Source organism: Hanamia caeni (assembly GCF_003721595.1).
Taxonomy (GTDB): Bacteria; Bacteroidota; Bacteroidia; order Chitinophagales; family Chitinophagaceae; genus Ginsengibacter; species Ginsengibacter caeni.
Map to the genome: position 1 here is coordinate 1 of NZ_RJJR01000017.1, position 16057 is coordinate 16057.

Annotated in this window: 17 protein-coding genes; 6 read left to right on the top strand and 11 right to left on the bottom strand. The window is 41.3% G+C overall.

Going from position 1 to position 16057, the window contains the following annotated elements; genetic code table 11:
- Window positions 1-173 precede the first annotated feature (173 nt).
- Genes EFY79_RS18035 through EFY79_RS18050 form a run of 4 tightly spaced genes read right to left on the bottom strand, consistent with a single transcriptional unit; the run spans window position 174 to window position 4043 of the window.
- Entirely contained in the window at window positions 174-575 is a 402-nt protein-coding gene (locus tag EFY79_RS18035; RefSeq protein WP_123122142.1) for a cytochrome C, read from the bottom strand.
- A 2-nt stretch (window positions 576-577) separates the two neighbouring features.
- The gene (locus tag EFY79_RS18040) at window positions 578-835 is read right to left on the bottom strand and encodes a hypothetical protein (protein WP_123122143.1); all 258 of its coding nucleotides are present in this window, start codon (window positions 833-835) and stop codon (window positions 578-580) included.
- Between the two features lie 27 nt (window positions 836-862).
- Window positions 863-1867: a cbb3-type cytochrome c oxidase subunit II gene (locus EFY79_RS18045; RefSeq protein ID WP_123122144.1), complete on the bottom strand. Its 1005-nt coding sequence runs from the start codon at window positions 1865-1867 to the stop codon at window positions 863-865.
- 40 nt (window positions 1868-1907) lie between these two features.
- On the bottom strand, window positions 1908-4043 hold the full coding sequence (locus tag EFY79_RS18050; RefSeq protein ID WP_233578048.1) for a cbb3-type cytochrome c oxidase subunit I: 2136 nt from the start codon (window positions 4041-4043) through the stop codon (window positions 1908-1910).
- Between the two features lie 419 nt (window positions 4044-4462).
- On the opposite strand from EFY79_RS18050, the gene EFY79_RS18055 reads away from it, so the two are divergent.
- From EFY79_RS18055 to EFY79_RS18070, 4 genes are all read left to right on the top strand, one after another.
- Window positions 4463-5884: an MFS transporter gene (locus tag EFY79_RS18055; protein WP_123122145.1), complete on the top strand. Its 1422-nt coding sequence runs from the start codon at window positions 4463-4465 to the stop codon at window positions 5882-5884.
- 85 nt (window positions 5885-5969) lie between these two features.
- The gene (locus tag EFY79_RS18060) at window positions 5970-6311 is read left to right on the top strand and encodes an ArsR/SmtB family transcription factor (RefSeq protein ID WP_123122189.1); all 342 of its coding nucleotides are present in this window, start codon (window positions 5970-5972) and stop codon (window positions 6309-6311) included.
- Window positions 6308-6811 carry an SRPBCC family protein gene (locus EFY79_RS18065; protein ID WP_123122146.1) on the top strand — a complete coding sequence of 168 codons (504 nt, stop codon included), beginning with the start codon at window positions 6308-6310 and terminating at the stop codon, window positions 6809-6811. Before EFY79_RS18060 ends, EFY79_RS18065 begins: the two co-directional genes overlap by 4 nt.
- Window positions 6812-7014: 203 nt before the next feature.
- Window positions 7015-7578, top strand: coding sequence for an NADPH-dependent FMN reductase (locus EFY79_RS18070; protein ID WP_123122147.1), 564 nt, complete (start codon window positions 7015-7017; stop codon window positions 7576-7578).
- Between the two features lie 66 nt (window positions 7579-7644).
- Here the strand turns inward: EFY79_RS18070 and EFY79_RS18075 are convergent, their stop codons facing one another.
- From EFY79_RS18075 to EFY79_RS18090, 4 genes are all read right to left on the bottom strand, one after another.
- A complete protein-coding gene (locus EFY79_RS18075; protein ID WP_123122148.1) occupies window positions 7645-8244 on the bottom strand; it encodes a hypothetical protein in 600 nt (199 codons plus the stop codon).
- Between the two features lie 269 nt (window positions 8245-8513).
- A complete protein-coding gene (locus EFY79_RS18080) occupies window positions 8514-9698 on the bottom strand; it encodes an FAD-dependent monooxygenase (RefSeq protein WP_123122149.1) in 1185 nt (394 codons plus the stop codon).
- Between the two features lie 5 nt (window positions 9699-9703).
- Entirely contained in the window at window positions 9704-10135 is a 432-nt protein-coding gene (locus EFY79_RS18085) for a DoxX family protein (protein ID WP_123122150.1), read from the bottom strand.
- On the bottom strand, window positions 10125-10622 hold the full coding sequence (locus EFY79_RS18090) for a hypothetical protein (RefSeq protein ID WP_148041968.1): 498 nt from the start codon (window positions 10620-10622) through the stop codon (window positions 10125-10127). The genes EFY79_RS18085 and EFY79_RS18090 overlap by 11 nt, the downstream gene beginning before the upstream one ends.
- A 414-nt stretch (window positions 10623-11036) precedes the next feature.
- Here EFY79_RS18090 and EFY79_RS18095 point away from each other — a divergent pair, with 414 nt between their 5' ends.
- Together EFY79_RS18095 and EFY79_RS18100 are read left to right on the top strand one after the other, a co-directional pair.
- Window positions 11037-11438, top strand: a complete 402-nt coding sequence (locus EFY79_RS18095; RefSeq protein ID WP_148041969.1) for a Phr family secreted Rap phosphatase inhibitor — start codon at window positions 11037-11039, stop codon at window positions 11436-11438.
- Window positions 11439-11512: 74 nt separating this feature from the next.
- Window positions 11513-13474, top strand: a complete 1962-nt coding sequence (locus EFY79_RS18100) for a T9SS type A sorting domain-containing protein (RefSeq protein ID WP_123122153.1) — start codon at window positions 11513-11515, stop codon at window positions 13472-13474.
- Between the two features lie 71 nt (window positions 13475-13545).
- On the opposite strand, the gene EFY79_RS18105 is transcribed toward EFY79_RS18100, so the two are convergent.
- The 3 genes from EFY79_RS18105 to EFY79_RS18115 all read right to left on the bottom strand — a co-directional run bounded on the left by EFY79_RS18105 (window position 13546) and on the right by EFY79_RS18115 (window position 16030).
- The gene (locus tag EFY79_RS18105; RefSeq protein ID WP_123122190.1) at window positions 13546-14154 is read right to left on the bottom strand and encodes a YdeI/OmpD-associated family protein; all 609 of its coding nucleotides are present in this window, start codon (window positions 14152-14154) and stop codon (window positions 13546-13548) included.
- 133 nt (window positions 14155-14287) lie between these two features.
- Entirely contained in the window at window positions 14288-14839 is a 552-nt protein-coding gene (locus EFY79_RS18110; RefSeq protein ID WP_123122154.1) for a dihydrofolate reductase family protein, read from the bottom strand.
- A gap of 198 nt (window positions 14840-15037) precedes the next feature.
- Entirely contained in the window at window positions 15038-16030 is a 993-nt protein-coding gene (locus tag EFY79_RS18115; protein ID WP_123122155.1) for a WD40/YVTN/BNR-like repeat-containing protein, read from the bottom strand.
- Window positions 16031-16057: the final 27 nt, after the last annotated feature.

Here is a 16057-nt window from a genome sequence, read left to right on the forward strand (position 1 = left end):
ATTTTTTTCAAACTCTTTACAAACTTATTAAAACAAAAAATGGAGAATTCTTCAGCTCTTTAAATCTTAAATTTGGTTTTTAAGGGTTGACTATTTAACTAAAGGCCAAAACCATTACTGTAAAGTAGAAATTTATCCGAAGTAGAAACAAAATCTCCGGTGCAATGCCTGTTTTATGGCGCAAATAATTGTGTCACTAAATAATAAATTGCCCAGGCGCCAAACAGGATGTGTACTATCCAGATCCAACCGGGAATGCTTCGCGGCACTTCGCTTCCTTCAATCAAAAATACTTTTTGATCACCCTTGCCATAAGCATTTATCATCATAGGGATTACGCCATCTACCACCTGGTTATCCTGCAGGCCTTCCACAGAAATATCGGGCCCGTTTCTTACAATAAACGGAATTTTGCGAACGCCTTCTTTCCCGGTCGGATCATGGCTCACAATGCGTAAAAAATGTTCACCATCCACCAGTTTGCTGGTGTCAAGCTCAAAATTAATGGGCGATTTAAAAGTGCCCACAGGCTTGGGATCGTCGTCAATGAAAATAATAATTGAACTTCTTTCCATATCTAAAAATTTAAAACAGATCTTTTAATATGATTTTCTTCTTTTTCTCCCGGGCTAATCAGCCATTTTATCGAGAAAAATAAAACGCCAATTACTATTAGCAATGTAACGATTCCGGCGAGATAGTCCCAATTGCTGGTGGGGCCGGCTCCATGAGTAATGCCTCTTAACACTTTAGGCTGCGCCGCCTCGCAGGCGGGGCAGGCGTTGGAAATAATCGCTGAACAAACCAAGATAAACGAAAGCATTATTTTTTTCATAGTTGAATATTTTTGAGTTGTTGATATTTATTTCTTAACTGCATCCATGAGCTTTTTTATTTCATCAGGAGTTACTTTCCGGCTGTTGTTGCCCCAACTGGTTCTCTCATGGTTCATTATGGCTGATATTTCTTCGGCTGATAAATTGTTAGTTGTGCCGATGGCGGGCATGGGGCCAAACCCTTCAGCTTGGCGTCCCGAATAGCCATTCATGATGATGTTCACCATCATTTCAGGATTATCATCCAATACAATTTTGCTTCCTTTCAAGGGAGGAAAAGCCCCCGGCAATCCTTCGCCGTTGGATTGGTGGCATGCCTGGCAGTTGGCCACATACAGGCTGGCTCCATCCAGTTCCGGGGCTGCCGCTCCGCCGCCGCCAACAGTTTGCTTCGCTTCTTTTTTATACAAGAAATCTTTAGGTGCTATGCCGGTCGGTAGTTTCACCTGTTTGCGCGACAAGAGATAGTTCACTAAATCAATTGCCTGGCGGGTAGCCACAATTTTTCCTTTTCTTCCACCCATGTATTCAGCGGGTACATTCACTACTTTTTCATTTTTTGCAGGCTTCTCTTTATATACAAACATCCATTGATACGAAGGCATAATGGATTCTTTCACTACAGCCCGTGGCTGATACAGGTGAAGCAATTGCCAATCCACACTTGGCTGGCGTTCTCCAATGCTGGTAAGGTCGGGGCCGGTGCGCTCGGTGCCCATCAGCGTTGCCGTATTTCTCCACAAATCAGTGCGTCTATTCATCGCATAATCCGAGGCAATGCTTGGCCGTGAACCCCAGCTTTTGTCCATATCAATATTGCGAACCTGTTGCGTATGACACGCAACGCAACCATTGGCCACATAGATCGCTTTTCCCCTTAACTCTGATGCGTTCAGTTGGTCGGCGCCCGGTAAGGGCGCGTTGTTTTCCTGGCTGGAAAGCGCCGGGATAATGGCCATCAATAAAGTAAGCAGCAAAAACAAACCTATTGTGGCAAGAAAAAGTTTTTTATGATTATTAAAAAATTCCATTTCTATAATTTTAAATTGATTTGATGCCGTGAAGTTTTCTCTAATGAACTTTTACAATTTCATCGGGAGAAGTAATTTTAGAAATCGCCTCACTATTGATATCAACTATCTTTTTTGGCCTTATCATTTTATACATATTATAAGCAAAAAACAAGTGCGATGTCCACATCAAAGTGCCGCCGATAGCGCGCCACAGCCAATAAGGCGCCATCATGGAAACGGTATCTATAAATGGCTTATGATTTATCCAGGCAATGCCTCTTAACGTGCCGCCTATCATCAGCGGAATGGTATAAAACATCAAACCAATAAAGGCCATCCAAAAATGAATGCCCACAGTGAGTTGCGGCGGCTCCTGTCTTGTGATACGTGGAATAATTGCATAAATGCCTCCCCAAAGAAAAAAAGCAACAATTCCATACATGGTGAGGTGTGAATGCGCCACTGTAAAATCTGTGAAATGCCAATAAAGATTGGTACTGCGAAACGCTTCGGCTGTTCCCTGCATTGAGCCGGTAAAGTAAAAGATAGTTCCTATCAGAAAAAATGGCAACGAGTAGCTGCTCGCCAGTTTATGCCAGCCTCCTTTGAACGTCATTAAAAAGTTCGTGGTGCCCGATACCACAGGAATCACCATGCCCACACTGCCGATAATCGCTACTGTTTGTAATGACCAAGGGATAGGGCTGAAAACAAAATGATGCATCCCGATGACTGTATAAAAAAATATTTGAGACCAAAATGCGAGGATGCCCAAACCATACGAATAAATCGGCCTGTTCAACTGCTGCGGCAAATAATAATAAACAAGCCCCAGCGTCAGCATCATAAACCACATGCCTACACCCTGGTGCATGTAATATCCCTGCGCAATCGTTTCGCCAAGGCCATTTTGCCAGAACGGAAGATAAGCTACAAGGGAAATGGTGATCACAAACATAACCGCCGCTACGATGTACCAGTTGGAAACATAAATTTCTTTTGTTTTGCGGGTGGCAATGGTTTTTAAAAAATTAATAAGCGTTAGCACAATGCCAATTGCGAACAAAAGCATAATAGGCCAGATGTATTCACGGTATTCGCCTCCGCCATTGTTGATACCCGCCATCAACGACCAGGAACCAAAAAATACGGCGGCATTGATGAGCCAGAGCGTCCACCAACCCAACTTCAGGCTCCATAATTTATTATTTCCGACGCGGGGAACTACATAATAAGCCAACCCCAACATCGCAAGGGAAGACCAACCCCAAAACACGGCATTTGTGTGAACAGGCCGTAGTCTTCCAAAGCTCAGCCAGCTTATATGATCCGCATCCGGCGCTACAAACTTAATACCTTCATACTCGCCAACGGTAGTGCCAAACACCAGCCATACGGTAGCGCAGATTAAAAACCACACCACCAATTTAGACAATTCAGGGTCTACATTTGGGCGGCTTAACGCTTTGCGCTTTTCTTCTATAAACCTGATGTTGGCGTGTTCATTTATGTTTTTCAGGATGCCTCTTTTATCCTCCGGTTCAAAATTGCCTGATAGCGCATTTTGTGCAATGCTGTAATCCAAAACCTCTTTTCTTTTTAATAATGCTTCAGTTACTTCTTCTTCGGGAAGGCTCTTTAAATAATTGCTGATTCGTTCTGATTCGGCATTTTCTTTATTGGCTTTTACGCGTTTGGAAATGTTTCTCACTTTGATAATCATCAGGATGATTCCAACAAGTATCGGTGTAGTGATTAAGATTAAAGTGATAATGATACCTCCATCATTTAAAAGGGAACTGCCATTGGGCGCTGTTTGTGCAAAGGCAGCATTTCCTGCCAATGATAAGAGAGTCACCAGGAACCACGCAGGAAGAGATGAACCAATGCCTCCACTTTTATTTTCAGTATTTTTTTTCATTTGGCCGTGTTTTAGGTATGTGTTTATGTTTTCCTCGCTGAGGCTGTTAACTATTTGATGAAGTGTTTTTTCGCCGGAAAGCTGGTTTTTCTTTTTTACCTGGCTTATCAGCGCAGAAGTTTTAACTGCCAGGTAGATTGCTGCAACAAACGTGATGGAAAGTAATAATATCGCCAGGCTTAATGCCCCCACTCCACTTCCATCCGGGGCTTTCAAATCAGTATTATCCTGCGCCATCAACATAGCAGGCACCAGCAAAAAAACAAATGTCAAAAATTTATTTTTTACTGAGGAATGGATCATAGCTTAAACAATTAATAAATTCTTTTTTGGCAAAAAATCAAATTAGCCCGGTACTTCAATGCGACAGTTTTGTTTTATCTGTAAAAAATTATCCAATCATCTTACATTCTCAGCAAACATAAGAACAATAAAGATGAAAGACAATTTTATCCTTTATCTTTTTTGAAAAACTAAAACTTCTTTCCCGGCCATTCAGAAAGAAAAGAAAAGATACAAACATTTCAATAAAAATTCTCATTAAAACTCTGTTCACTGACTCTAATCCCGCAACAGAAAACAAAATAGGTCATAAAAGAGCTGTTGTTCAAAAACCCATTTCATAATTGGCGGGTGCGTCGGATCGTAATTTCCTAATTTTGTGAAGACAAAGAAGTAAACCTAAAAATTTAATGAAGGAACCTGCGCTGAATGTTGTGTCGGAAAAAAATCCGGAATCTGGAGAAAAGGAACCTTCCACCCGCAGAGGCATAGTTTTTACCATCGTAGCGATGGCGCTGCTGATGACCACTGTGGATGCAACTATTGTAGCCACGGCATTGGATACCCTGCAACATGATTTACATACCACCGTTAACTGGGTGGGATGGATATTAACCGGTTATTCTTTCGGGCTTGTCGTGATGCTGCCCATTAGCGCCAAACTCAGTATAAGGTTTGGCCATCGAAGAGTTTTTATTCTTTCTGTTGCTGTGTTTACGATTGCGTCAGTAGCATGCGGATTGTCAAGTAGCATCATCCTGATTATTATATTGCGCATCATCCAGGCCATCGGCGGCGCAGGAATCACGCCGTCTGTTACCGGCATCATTGTGAATCATTTCGGTAAGTCGCGCGACAGGGCGGTAAGCTTTTTTGGAAGCATCTTTCCGGCAGGCGCCATGATTGGTCCCATCTTCGGTGGGCTGTTCGTGACCTACTGGACGTGGAGAGGCATTTTTTTTATTAATGCGCCGATTGGCATTGCCGTAATTCTTTTGTCGTTCCGCTTCATCCCGGCAGATAAGCGAAAAGAAAACCAGCAGCGTTACAAAATGGATGCACCAGGCATCATCTGGCTTGCAACGGGTTTGCTTGCGACTATGCTTGCAGCAAGTTATTTGGGGGAAGCCAATGCAAAAATTCTTTCCATAAGCTTCATCGGTTTGATGGTAATCATTGCCATCACTATTACCCTGTTTTTCCGACATATCAATAGGGTAAAAAATCCTTTCATTTCACCCCGGTTTATTTATGGAAAAGGTTTTGGGTCAGTAAACCTGCTTAATGCAATTTTCGCCGGTGGTACCATTGGCGCTATTTCCCTCGTTCCGCTATATGCAATTAACTATTATCATATCAGCCCGCTCGATTCGGGTACTTTGCTCGTAGCTGAAGGCATTGCTTCCGTTTCTTTATCAGCCATCATCACCATGTTCCTGAGGAGAACCGGCTACCGCTTGCCTTTATACTTTGGCTGCTCGGTGATGATCGTAGGACTGGCTTTACTTTCGTTGCAGCCGATGAGGGGGGTATCGCCTTACGTCTGGCTGGCAGGTTCTTCTTTTTTGATTGGTGTGGGCATCGGATTAAACAGTCCGCCTGCCCGCAATGCCGGCCTGCAACTGGCTCCCGAAAGCTCGGCCACCATTGCAGCTTTGCGAACCTTGTGCATTCAACTGGGGCAGATATTTACAATCGCTATCGCCACAGCGATTATCGCCGGCCACCATCCTGATCACATCCATGCGCATATCTACCTTTTTATGGCGCTGCTGCTGATCGTATGCCTTCCGCTGGTATCGCGCATTCCCGAACATAAAGGAGCCTGGTGATTTTTTTTAAATGAAAATAAATTTTGCGAAACCGAAAAGTTGCATATATATTTGCAACCGATTAGTTTCTAATTTATTTTTAAAAATGAGACGAGATATATTCCAGGCGATTGCCGACCCTACCAGGCGGGCCATTATAGCGTTAATAGCCTTACAGGCTATGACTCCTAACGCCATAGCAGAAAACTTCCATACTACAAGACAGGCTGTGTCGAAACATTTGCGCATTCTTACCGAATGTGATCTTGTGAAACCGGAATCCCGGGGCAGGGAGATTTATTATTCTCTTGAAATTGAAAAAATGAAAGAGATAGACACCTGGCTGCAGCAATACCGTAATATCTGGGAAAGCAGGTTAAACCAGTTGGACACACTATTATCCACCATGTCTGCCAAAAAGCAGGCTCATAAAAAACAAAAAAAATGAACAACGATTTATTCTTCGACTTTACAGTTGACAAAGCCGCCAAAAAAATATTTGTCACAAGAGAATTTAATGCCCCACGTTCGCTGGTTTGGGATGCTTTTACCAAAGCGGAAATCCTTGACCAGTGGTGGGCGCCGGAGCCTTATAAAGCCAAAACCAAATACATGAATTTTACCGTGGGTGGCAAAAGATTTTATGCCATGGTAAGCCCCGATGGAAAAGAGAGCTGGGCTCTTCAGGAGTACACATCTATCACTCCGAAAACAAACTTCAAAATGAAAAATGCTTTTGCCGATGAAAATGAAAACCCACAGCTACCGGGGTCAGACTGGGATCATACTTTCAGCGAAGAAAATGGAAAAACAACTGTAAAGGTTTCGATTTACAATGAATCGCTCATCCGCATGGAAAATTTATTGGATGGTTTCAAAACAGGATTTACACAAACCCTCGAGCAATTAGAAGCTTTATTGCAATCCATGTCGGAAGTCAAGCCATAAGGCAGAAGGCAAAAGGCAGAAAGCCACAAAGGCACGAAGACACACTGAGTTTCACAAGGATTATAAGATAACAATTGTTCTTAGTGTTTCTTTGTGACTTTGAGCCTTCGTGGTATTTCCGGCTTATTTATTCAATAATCTTATTTTTGATTTTGACAATGCAAATTTGTCATCACAGAAAGATTGAGAAACAAAAATGCAAGATGGGTTTGAAAAAAAATATTTTTATTATTATAGGGAGCGCCAGCAAAAATTCAGCGAATGAAAAACTAATCGCCAATTTTATCAGCCTCACCAAAGATTTTTTCGAGACAACAGTCTTTACTGGTTTAAAGTCCCTCCCCCACTTTGACCCGGAGCTATCTACGAACCGTCCGCCTCCATCCATCGTTGACTTCAGGCGCAACATTGAGCAAGCGGACGGAATTGTAATCTGCACGCCTGAATATATTTTCAGCATTCCTGCCGGCCTTAAAAATGCGCTGGAATGGTGCGTGGCCACTACCCTCTTTTCAGAAAAGCCGCTCGCTATTATTACTGCCTCTGCCGACGGCCGCAAGGCACACGAAGAGCTTCAGTTAATCATGAAAACATTGATGGCCAAATTCACTGAGGTCACTGCTTTTTTAATACAGGGAGTGCGCGGCCAGGTAAATGAAAAGGGCGAAATCATCAACAAAAAAATTGAATCTGATTTTGTCCGGTTCATTCAGGCCTTTATGGAATTAACCGGTGTTTCCGAAAATAAACTGAATGTGCCGGTGTAGTATTTATCACCTGCACCGGATTTTAAAAAGCGATAGCCAGGCCTGGAATTATAAGCAAGATAATTTTTACAACTTTTCAATCCAGATAAATATATCGTGAGGTGCGGTTTCGTCGCCGCCAAAATAAGGATAGAGTTGGTATCCTTCCGCCATTGCGGTGGTACTTTCCCGCGGCATCCTGGTTTCAACGCCATTTACTGCAAAAATATATTCGCTGCCTGCAATCGTGATGGAACAGGCATATATTCTCCCGATTTCTATTGTTGCCAGTTCTTTAAAACTCCTGTTTCCATTGTTGTAATTGTAAGCAAAAAGCCGGAGAGCATTATCGCTCCACCGCCAGCCAAAGCGCGCACTAAATTGCTGATGGGTAGCATTGTTATCGCTAAAGCCAAACAATTTGTTGATATCGTCCTGGTTTTCTGCTTTACGGGTTTTATACACAGCGGAACTGTCAAACCTCACTTTAAAAGCAAGCTGGTGAATCTTTACAGGCAAAAAAGTGTTTTTGTCGCAATATTGTTTTCCTTCCGGGATAGTATATTTATAAAAACCAGAAGACAGGTTTTGCTTTTTCTCATCCGTGCTTTGCGGGCGCAAAATTTCTTTATTGCATGCACAAAAGAGCATCGATACGAGGCAACCCCAAAAGAGTTTATTTTTCATAGATAATCAGGATTTCAACGATACAAACGTCAGCGCGCTGGCAGCAGTATTTATCAAAATGTGAAAATTTGATAGGAATAGTAAGTGGGTAGTTGACGTGGGCAGATTAGCTAGCTGAAGGTTCAAGAGAACTATTGATGCTATTCCTCATTTGCCCACCAGCAGACCAACAAAAAGTTGATATTTTTATTCTGAGCTAACCAGAAAATTTGCTGCGAGACTTTAAATTACCAAGGCCCCAGATAATAGATTCGCCGGGTAAAGGTCAGTCAGTAATTTTTTAGCACCAATGCTTTGTCATTAAACTGCCTGAATAAAATATTAGTAAATAGCGGAAAAGACATTATCCTGAACGCCTGATTTCTTATCCAGATACCAAAATTGCTTTTAGGTACAAATGATTTTGCAAAACTCTGTGCTGATTTTTGTTTCTTATCAATAAATGGTTTGAATATATTTTCATATTCTGTAAAAGCCATTTTGTAATCCCCATTTGCAAGTTTTAATTCTCCTGCAAGGATATAAGCGCCCACCATCGCAAGTGTGGATCCTTTTCCTGATAATAATGATGGGCAGCAACCAGCATCACCCACCAAAATAATTCTTCCCTTGCTCCAATGTTCCATGTTGATTTGACTAATGGAATCAAAATAAAAGTCTGATGTGGCGTCAATCCCGGAAAGCAATGCGACACATTTCCATCCAGCATTTATAAATTCATTTTTCAGAATTCGCTTTTGGGTTTCTATATCGTGGTATTTGTAATTTAATTTTTCAGGTGATGAGAAAATGAAAAACGTCGCTGTTTTTTCCACATTCAATGAATAAACAGCCACCTGTTTGCCCGGCACGTTAAACATTGAAAATGCCCTTCCATCATCAGCAAAATCATCTATTGTAAAAGAAGAAGTGTAATACCCATAATATTTTTCAAATTGAGTTTCTGCGCCAAAAATTAGATTCCTGACATTAGAATGCAATCCGTCTGCACCTACAAGCAGGTCAAACGAACGGGTTATGCCACTTTTAAACGTTACTATAACTTTTTCTTCATCCTGCTCAATCTCAGTTATGGTATCTCCAAAAATAACTTCGGTTTCTCCGTCAAGGCTCTGGTATATAATTTTTGCCAAATCGCTGCGAAGAAGCGTAAATGCCCTGTTATTGAGCGCCTTCTTAATCTTTTGATAGTTCATGCTTCCCTTTACCTTGTTGTCTTTGTTCACAAATGCTATGCTGGAAATATTGAGATCAGCATTTTGCAAAGCCGGGATAATGCCCATTTTTTCGGCGACATCAAATCCTGCACCCATAAAATCAATTGCATATCCGCCTTTTCGCAATTCAGGTGCGTATTCTATAATTGTCGGGTTAAATCCAAATCTATTTAGCCAAAACGCAAGAGCAGTTCCCGCTATTCCCGCTCCTGATATTAATACGTTTTTGTTGTACATCGTAATCACTTCGTGTCATTGCTAAAATATTTCCTGTCTAATGACAAGCGGCCGCCGCCATAACAGAGCAGGAATATCAGAAGTAAAGTCATTGCAAAATCGGTTCTGTATTCATGTGCCATTGACCAAAAACCTTTCTCCATTAATATTGGTATTTTGGTTTTTACAAAAGCAACCAGCATTATAATCAATAGCGGAATGGAAGCTAATCGTGTGAACAAACCCAGCAGAATCAACAGGCCACAAATTATTTCGAAAGCGCCGGTAAAGTTGGCCCAAAACTCAGGGTTAGCGAAACCGATTTTAATAAATCTGCCGGTTCCGACCAATTCAGGATAAATAAATTTTTGAACCCCTTCTGAAAGAAAAACCAATCCTACAATTAACCGCGGAATTATGGCAGGGGTTGATTGAGTATATAAAACACTATTTTTCATCTTTGAGTTTAAAAACCTGGTTGCTAAAAGGCGGCGTTGTGGGAACGGTGATTACATTAAATTCGTGGTTCGTGGCCTGATGGCAACTGTTGCAGGTATTTGTCAATAATAGATAACCACTCTTAAATTCTGTCTCGTTTTTACTCACAATTGCCTTACTTACACTATCCAAAGGTGCATTAATCATATCAATCGATTTGCTTTCGGGCCTGTCGGTGCAATATTTTTTGATGTCTTCCAGGCTTTCTTCAATTTCATGGATCTCAAAATCTGCCAGCTTCCAGTTTTGATTGATTCCTGCGAACCAGAGTTTTTCATGATGCACCTGGATTCCGCTCATAAACTCGCCAAAGCCGGGCGCATAGGTGTTCTTAAGCTGCGATTGCAAGCTGTCTATTTGAGATTGAAAATTTTGTTTTTCGTCTGGTTGCTGATGGTTACAGGCAAAAAGAACTATTGCCAGTAGTATTAAAATAGCACGTTTCATTGTTCTGTTATTGAATTTACCCGATCGCTCACGTAGTTCAGGCTAACATCAAGGTTTGAATATTGTTACAATAAATTTACGGAATATGGCGGACGTTAGAAGAAGAAATTTTTTTTGCTCACAAAAATCTATCAGGCAAAAATGAAAAGACGTAGATATTCGCCTTTTAAACAAACTTCTGCAAAAGCATGGTCGCTGTGGGCCCGGATTATAAAAATGGAAAAAAGAAATAGAAATATTTGTTGATTTACTGGAGAGAATGCTCATCTGTACCGGTAGTTCTTCTTCGTAAAACCACCTGAAAAAATGAAATATTCAGTAAAATTAACAGGAGGAGAAACAGCGCGGAATCCCTCTTGCAAAGCCAGACGATTTTATATTATTTTGTTTTTTCCTAATCTAAACAAATACTTTATGAAAAAAATTCTGATGTCTTTTATTCTTGTATCTGTTGTATTAACAGGTTGGAGCTCTTCTAAAAAGCCAGGTTCAAATGTTCCAAATTTAAACCCGGCCTCGGCTCAATTTGGTAATCCTTTTAGCTCCTTTATTGCACATCGGCAAGGGCATTCTGCCATCGGCCTAATGTGGCAAATTTCCAGCTCAGATAATGTAATCAGCTTCCAGGTTCAACGTTCTTATGACGGTGAATTCTTTGATCCGGTTTCAAATCTGTCCTGTGGCGCCAGTAAAAGGTTTACCTGGGAAGACGAAAATGTGTTTCCCGGTTATATTTATTACCGGATAGAAGTTACCCTTATGGACGGAACCACTTTGTATTCAAAAGTAGAAACCGTTCATATAGTACAGAAGTAATACTGTTTTACAATTTATGGCAACCTTTAAACGTTTAAAGGTTGCCATAAATTTTCATTTTAAAATCCGCTTACATGAAATCAATTATACCTCTTTTTCTTTTCGTCGGATTTATTAATTGTGCAAGGGCCCAAATTATAACACCTATTATTAAGGCGAATTTTGGCGTTGAAGCAGATTTGGAAGCTAACTATTATAAAAGCAATGTCCAAAATGCCAATGACGACTGGTTCAATAATTCGCCGGCTGCCTATACCGGGCGGGGAGTAATAGATACAACAGGCGCTGCGGCAATCGTAGCACGTTATGCTACGGATCCTGCTTTCCGTCAACTCCCCTTTTATCGTACCATGAGTGTTCCGGCTTATTCAATAGTAAACAACCGCATGTGGATAGACGCTCTTTTTATCCGCGATTACCATGGCAATGATTCTACCATATTTGCTTCCGGGGCAAGTAAAAATGGTATGAGCCCAAAGGATTGGTCATGCCCTGTAGCCCAGTCTGTTCCTGATAAAAATGAAATATTAGATATGATGGTTCATGTAAGAAGGGCCGGGCCTGATATTTCAGATTCACTTTGGATGTTTGGAGGACTCTCTATCGAGAATACTACCGGTGACCGGTATTTTGATTTTGAAATGTATCAAACAGATATTTATTACGACAGGCCTACGCTAAAATTTTATGGCTATGGGCCTGATGCAGGCCACACCAGTTGGAAGTTTGATGGCGCCGGAAATATTACTGCCCCCGGGGATATCATTTTTTCAGCTGATTATGGCAACTCTACACTTACTTCTATAGAGGCAAGAATATGGGTGGATAAGTCTGCTTTATCCATATCACCTACCGCTTTTAGCTGGAATGGTACTTTTGATGGAGCAAGTTCAGGTTCTCAATTTGGGTATGCGGGAATAGTCCCAAAATCTTCGGGCGCTTTTTATACGGGTATAGAAAATACCGACAAAAAAGGGACATGGGCCGGGCCTTTTAGCCTGGTACGTGGCGATAATCAGATCGTGACAAGTTACACAGCAGGACAATTTATGGAATTTGGTGTAAATCTTACTAAACTGGGCCTCGATCCGGTTACCCTATTAGGCGGCAATGACTGCGGAATGCCCTTCCGCCGGGTTTTGGTTAAATCCCGCTCTTCTACTTCGTTTACGGCCGCCCTTAAAGATTTTGTAGGCCCGTTTGATTTTTTCCTGGCGCCTCGTGCTATGATGAGCGCTGATACTACTTCGCTATGCGGCCTGGTAGGAACAAGCCGAATAGATGTAATAAACCCTACTTCTACTTCCTCCTATACCTGGTCAACACCTGACGGGCATATTGACGTATATAATTCACCAACCTCTATTACCGTTGATACGCCTGGTACATATATAGTTACCCAAAGATTACAGTCAGGATGTCCGGTTTATGCAACAGATACCGTGGTAATCACTACTAATCCAAATTGCTTTATACTTCAGAATTCTGCTGATTTTAAGGGAAGGCTTTCTGACAACCAGGCTTTACTCAACTGGTCAACGCCCTCAAATAAGGAAATCAAATATTTTGAAATTGAAAGGGGGCCAGATGGATCAAACTTTAGCGCTATAAGCAAAATAGATCCAAAATTCTCTTCAGAAGATATTACGAACTATAATTTAACCGATAATGTAAATGTATCTGGTAACCCCTTTATTTATTACAGACTAAAAACAGTTGGTTACGACGGACAAGTTGCCTATAGCAAAATTGTCAGATTGTACACCGGAGAAAAACAAAGGGAGAATATAATTATCACTCCTAACCCGGTTAAAGATGTGATGAGCCTGGATATTTCCTCATCCATCCGTGGAATCGCAGAATTGTCCATATATAATGTTGCCGGAAAACAGATGATGCAATTGCCAATAAGTGTACAAAAAGAAAATACTACTGCAGAGGTTACCGGGTTTCAGAGCTGGCCGGCTGGCGTTTATTCGGTAAAAGTAACATTAGGCAACGGCGTATTTATAAAAAGAATAGTGTTAATAAAATAGAAAGATTATTCATACTGATAAACTAAAATAAAAATAATGGCTGGTTGGAAAATAAATTCGTCGATTATGATCTATGGATGAAACTTTTCCCCGTTCTTCAGCATTTCAAGAATTGCCTTCATTCTTTTATTTCGCGTTTCAGCTTTTTTCGCTGTTTGTAGCCGCCACACAATTGCATAGATATTTGTTTTGTTGAGTGTTTTGAAAAACGCTTCAGCTTTTTTATTCCTGGCCAATTCATTTAGAAAGTCTGCAGGGATTGTCATGTTGGCTGGCGATTCGTACGCTTGCTCCCATCTGCCATCTGCTTTTGCTGCTTCTACTTCTTCAATGCCCGCAGCTTTCATCATCCCTGATTTGTTAAGCCGTTCAACATGCTCGCGGTTTCTTTTAGACCAAATACTTTTACGCCTTCTCGGTGTAAATTTTTGAAGCCATGATTCTGTATCATAAGCTTTCTTTTGTCCGTCAATCCAGCCATAGCATAATGCTATATCAAGCGCCTCGGCATAACTGATTGTTGGTACTCGGGATTTTGTTTTGAAAAGCCGCATCCAAATGCCCTGTGACACTTTATGATGCTTGGCGAGCCATGAAGTGAAATCTTCAGAAGAGGTGAAGGTCAGAATGGGCAAACCAAGTTTTACCGCTTTGTTTTCAACGTCGATTTCTTTTTTCATTTTAGCGGTTCGTTGTTGCATTTTCTGTCTCTCGCTTTATAATTAAAATGACCACCGATAGAATTGTAAATGTTTTTGACTTATTTCTGTGGGAAAGCATAATCCGCATTACTACAAGCCTTTCAGTGGTTCGTTATCTTTCCTGTATCGGTTTATAGTAAAGAATGATTGCACCACCGCCAAACGTTTTGATTTTTACAAGTGTAAGCATGATTTTTTCGCTTATGTTTTTAAATAACGGCAAACCACTTCCCGCAATAACCGGGTGAATGCAAAGTTGATATTCGTCTATCAGATTGAGTTTCGTCAAAGCCACGATCAAGCCCGGACTGCCCACTAGAACACTTTTGCCCGGTTGTTGTTTGAGCTCCAAAACCTCTTTCTCAAGGTCCTGGCTCGCTAATTTAGCGCTTTTCCAATCTACATTTTTCAGTGTGTGTGAAAAAACAATCTTCGGAGTGCTGTCTATTGCGAGGGCAAAGTCGTCCATTGCTTTATCGCCTGTGGGATTTTCCAGCACGGTTCGCCAAAATTCCATAAGCTGGTAGGTTACCCTGCCATATAAAGCGGCATCAGCACTTCGCAACAGGTCAGCGTAATGTTGATGTATTTCTTCATCGGGAACACCCAGGGTATGGTCACAAAACCCGTCAACCGTCATATTGATTGCTGCAATTACTTTCATATTTTTTTGCTAGTCTTTTTCGCATTATCCCATAACTATTGTCAACTCACAAATCTAAAAATATTACCTCAAAATATTTCTCTTCATTCTAAAAATGCACTGCCAGAATTTTATATTGTTAGATTGTTGCGGAATTGCTTTAGAAAAGGCTTCAGGCAGCGGATGGTAAAATAAAAAACAATTGGATTTGTTGCTTTGCTACTGAAGCCTACCCACGTTTCCTTCACTTCCGGCGAAATAAACTGCTTTTCCATGTTTAGCTTTTTGAACTACGTTAAAGCTTCTGTCACTGATTTTGTGCCAATTCATTCCGTCGTCGTAAGATAAATCTACTCCATTAAGGCCGCACGAAACCCATTCACGATTCCCCAAAAACTCAACACAGCTTCTGTAGCCGGAAGGCGGTTTTTGAGGCTGAATCCAAGTATAGCCTCCATCAAAAGACACCGCAGAAGTTCGGGAGATATCCTCTTTTTTCAAATAATTTCCACCAACCACCACCATCGTATTATTGTCTCCTGATGCAATTGAATTTGCCCCGGCAGATTCTGTTCCCTGGCTAAGAGGCAGCAAAATTTTCTTTTGGTTTATGATAATATGAGAAGATAGCCCACCTGAAATCAATGCATATCCTGTATTTTGCAACGCAATAATATTCGTTCCGCTGGCGGCAAAACAGGCTTCGCCACTGTCAGCTACAGGTCTCTTTGTAAAAAAGATTTCCTTCCAGCTCTTTCCACTGTCTGAAGTGGCTGCCATAAAAAAGCGGCCATCCACCGGGTCGCCTACCACCAGCCCTTCACGGCTGTTTCTAAAATCCATGGCATCTAAAAACATTCCCCTGGAATCATTCCTGTAAACTACACTCCAGTTTTCGCCTCCATCAATTGTTCTTAAAATAAATGCCGGTGAATCCGCTGCCATTATCAAAGCCGTGTGTTCATCAAATGCCTCAATATCTCTGAAATCTGTTTTTTCAAAACCCTTTACCACGTTCCATTTCCAGGTTAGTCCGCCATCTGTGCTTAGGCCCACAACGCCTTTACTTCCGCTAACCCACACCACCTTGTCGTTCGCCACGCTGAGGCCACGAAAGGAGGATGAAATACTATCGGCAGATAAAATAATTTTTTGAGAAAAAGCGAGTTGGTTTGAGAGAAAAAAAAGATAGGTAAAAAGTATTTTTTTCAAGCAAAGTTTTTGTTGGAAAATCAGACG

Excerpts from the sequence above, each read along its gene's own strand:
- EFY79_RS18040 (WP_123122143.1), bottom strand. The coding sequence starts at position 835 with ATGAAAAAAATAATGCTTTCGTTTATCTTGGTTTGTTCAGCGATTATT.
- EFY79_RS18075 (WP_123122148.1), bottom strand. The coding sequence starts at position 8,244 with ATGAAAAATAAACTCTTTTGGGGTTGCCTCGTATCGATGCTCTTTTGT.
- EFY79_RS18060 (WP_123122189.1), top strand. The coding sequence starts at position 5,970 with ATGAGACGAGATATATTCCAGGCGATTGCCGACCCTACCAGGCGGGCC.
- EFY79_RS18080 (WP_123122149.1), bottom strand. The coding sequence starts at position 9,698 with ATGTACAACAAAAACGTATTAATATCAGGAGCGGGAATAGCGGGAACT.
- EFY79_RS18065 (WP_123122146.1), top strand. The coding sequence starts at position 6,308 with ATGAACAACGATTTATTCTTCGACTTTACAGTTGACAAAGCCGCCAAA.
- EFY79_RS18100 (WP_123122153.1), top strand. The coding sequence starts at position 11,513 with ATGAAATCAATTATACCTCTTTTTCTTTTCGTCGGATTTATTAATTGT.
- EFY79_RS18085 (WP_123122150.1), bottom strand. The coding sequence starts at position 10,135 with ATGAAAAATAGTGTTTTATATACTCAATCAACCCCTGCCATAATTCCG.
- EFY79_RS18045 (WP_123122144.1), bottom strand. The coding sequence starts at position 1,867 with ATGGAATTTTTTAATAATCATAAAAAACTTTTTCTTGCCACAATAGGT.
- EFY79_RS18110 (WP_123122154.1), bottom strand. The coding sequence starts at position 14,839 with ATGAAAGTAATTGCAGCAATCAATATGACGGTTGACGGGTTTTGTGAC.
- EFY79_RS18095 (WP_148041969.1), top strand. The coding sequence starts at position 11,037 with ATGAAAAAAATTCTGATGTCTTTTATTCTTGTATCTGTTGTATTAACA.
- EFY79_RS18105 (WP_123122190.1), bottom strand. The coding sequence starts at position 14,154 with ATGAAAAAAGAAATCGACGTTGAAAACAAAGCGGTAAAACTTGGTTTG.
- EFY79_RS18055 (WP_123122145.1), top strand. The coding sequence starts at position 4,463 with ATGAAGGAACCTGCGCTGAATGTTGTGTCGGAAAAAAATCCGGAATCT.
- EFY79_RS18090 (WP_148041968.1), bottom strand. The coding sequence starts at position 10,622 with ATGAAACGTGCTATTTTAATACTACTGGCAATAGTTCTTTTTGCCTGT.
- EFY79_RS18035 (WP_123122142.1), bottom strand. The coding sequence starts at position 575 with ATGGAAAGAAGTTCAATTATTATTTTCATTGACGACGATCCCAAGCCT.
- EFY79_RS18070 (WP_123122147.1), top strand. The coding sequence starts at position 7,015 with ATGGGTTTGAAAAAAAATATTTTTATTATTATAGGGAGCGCCAGCAAA.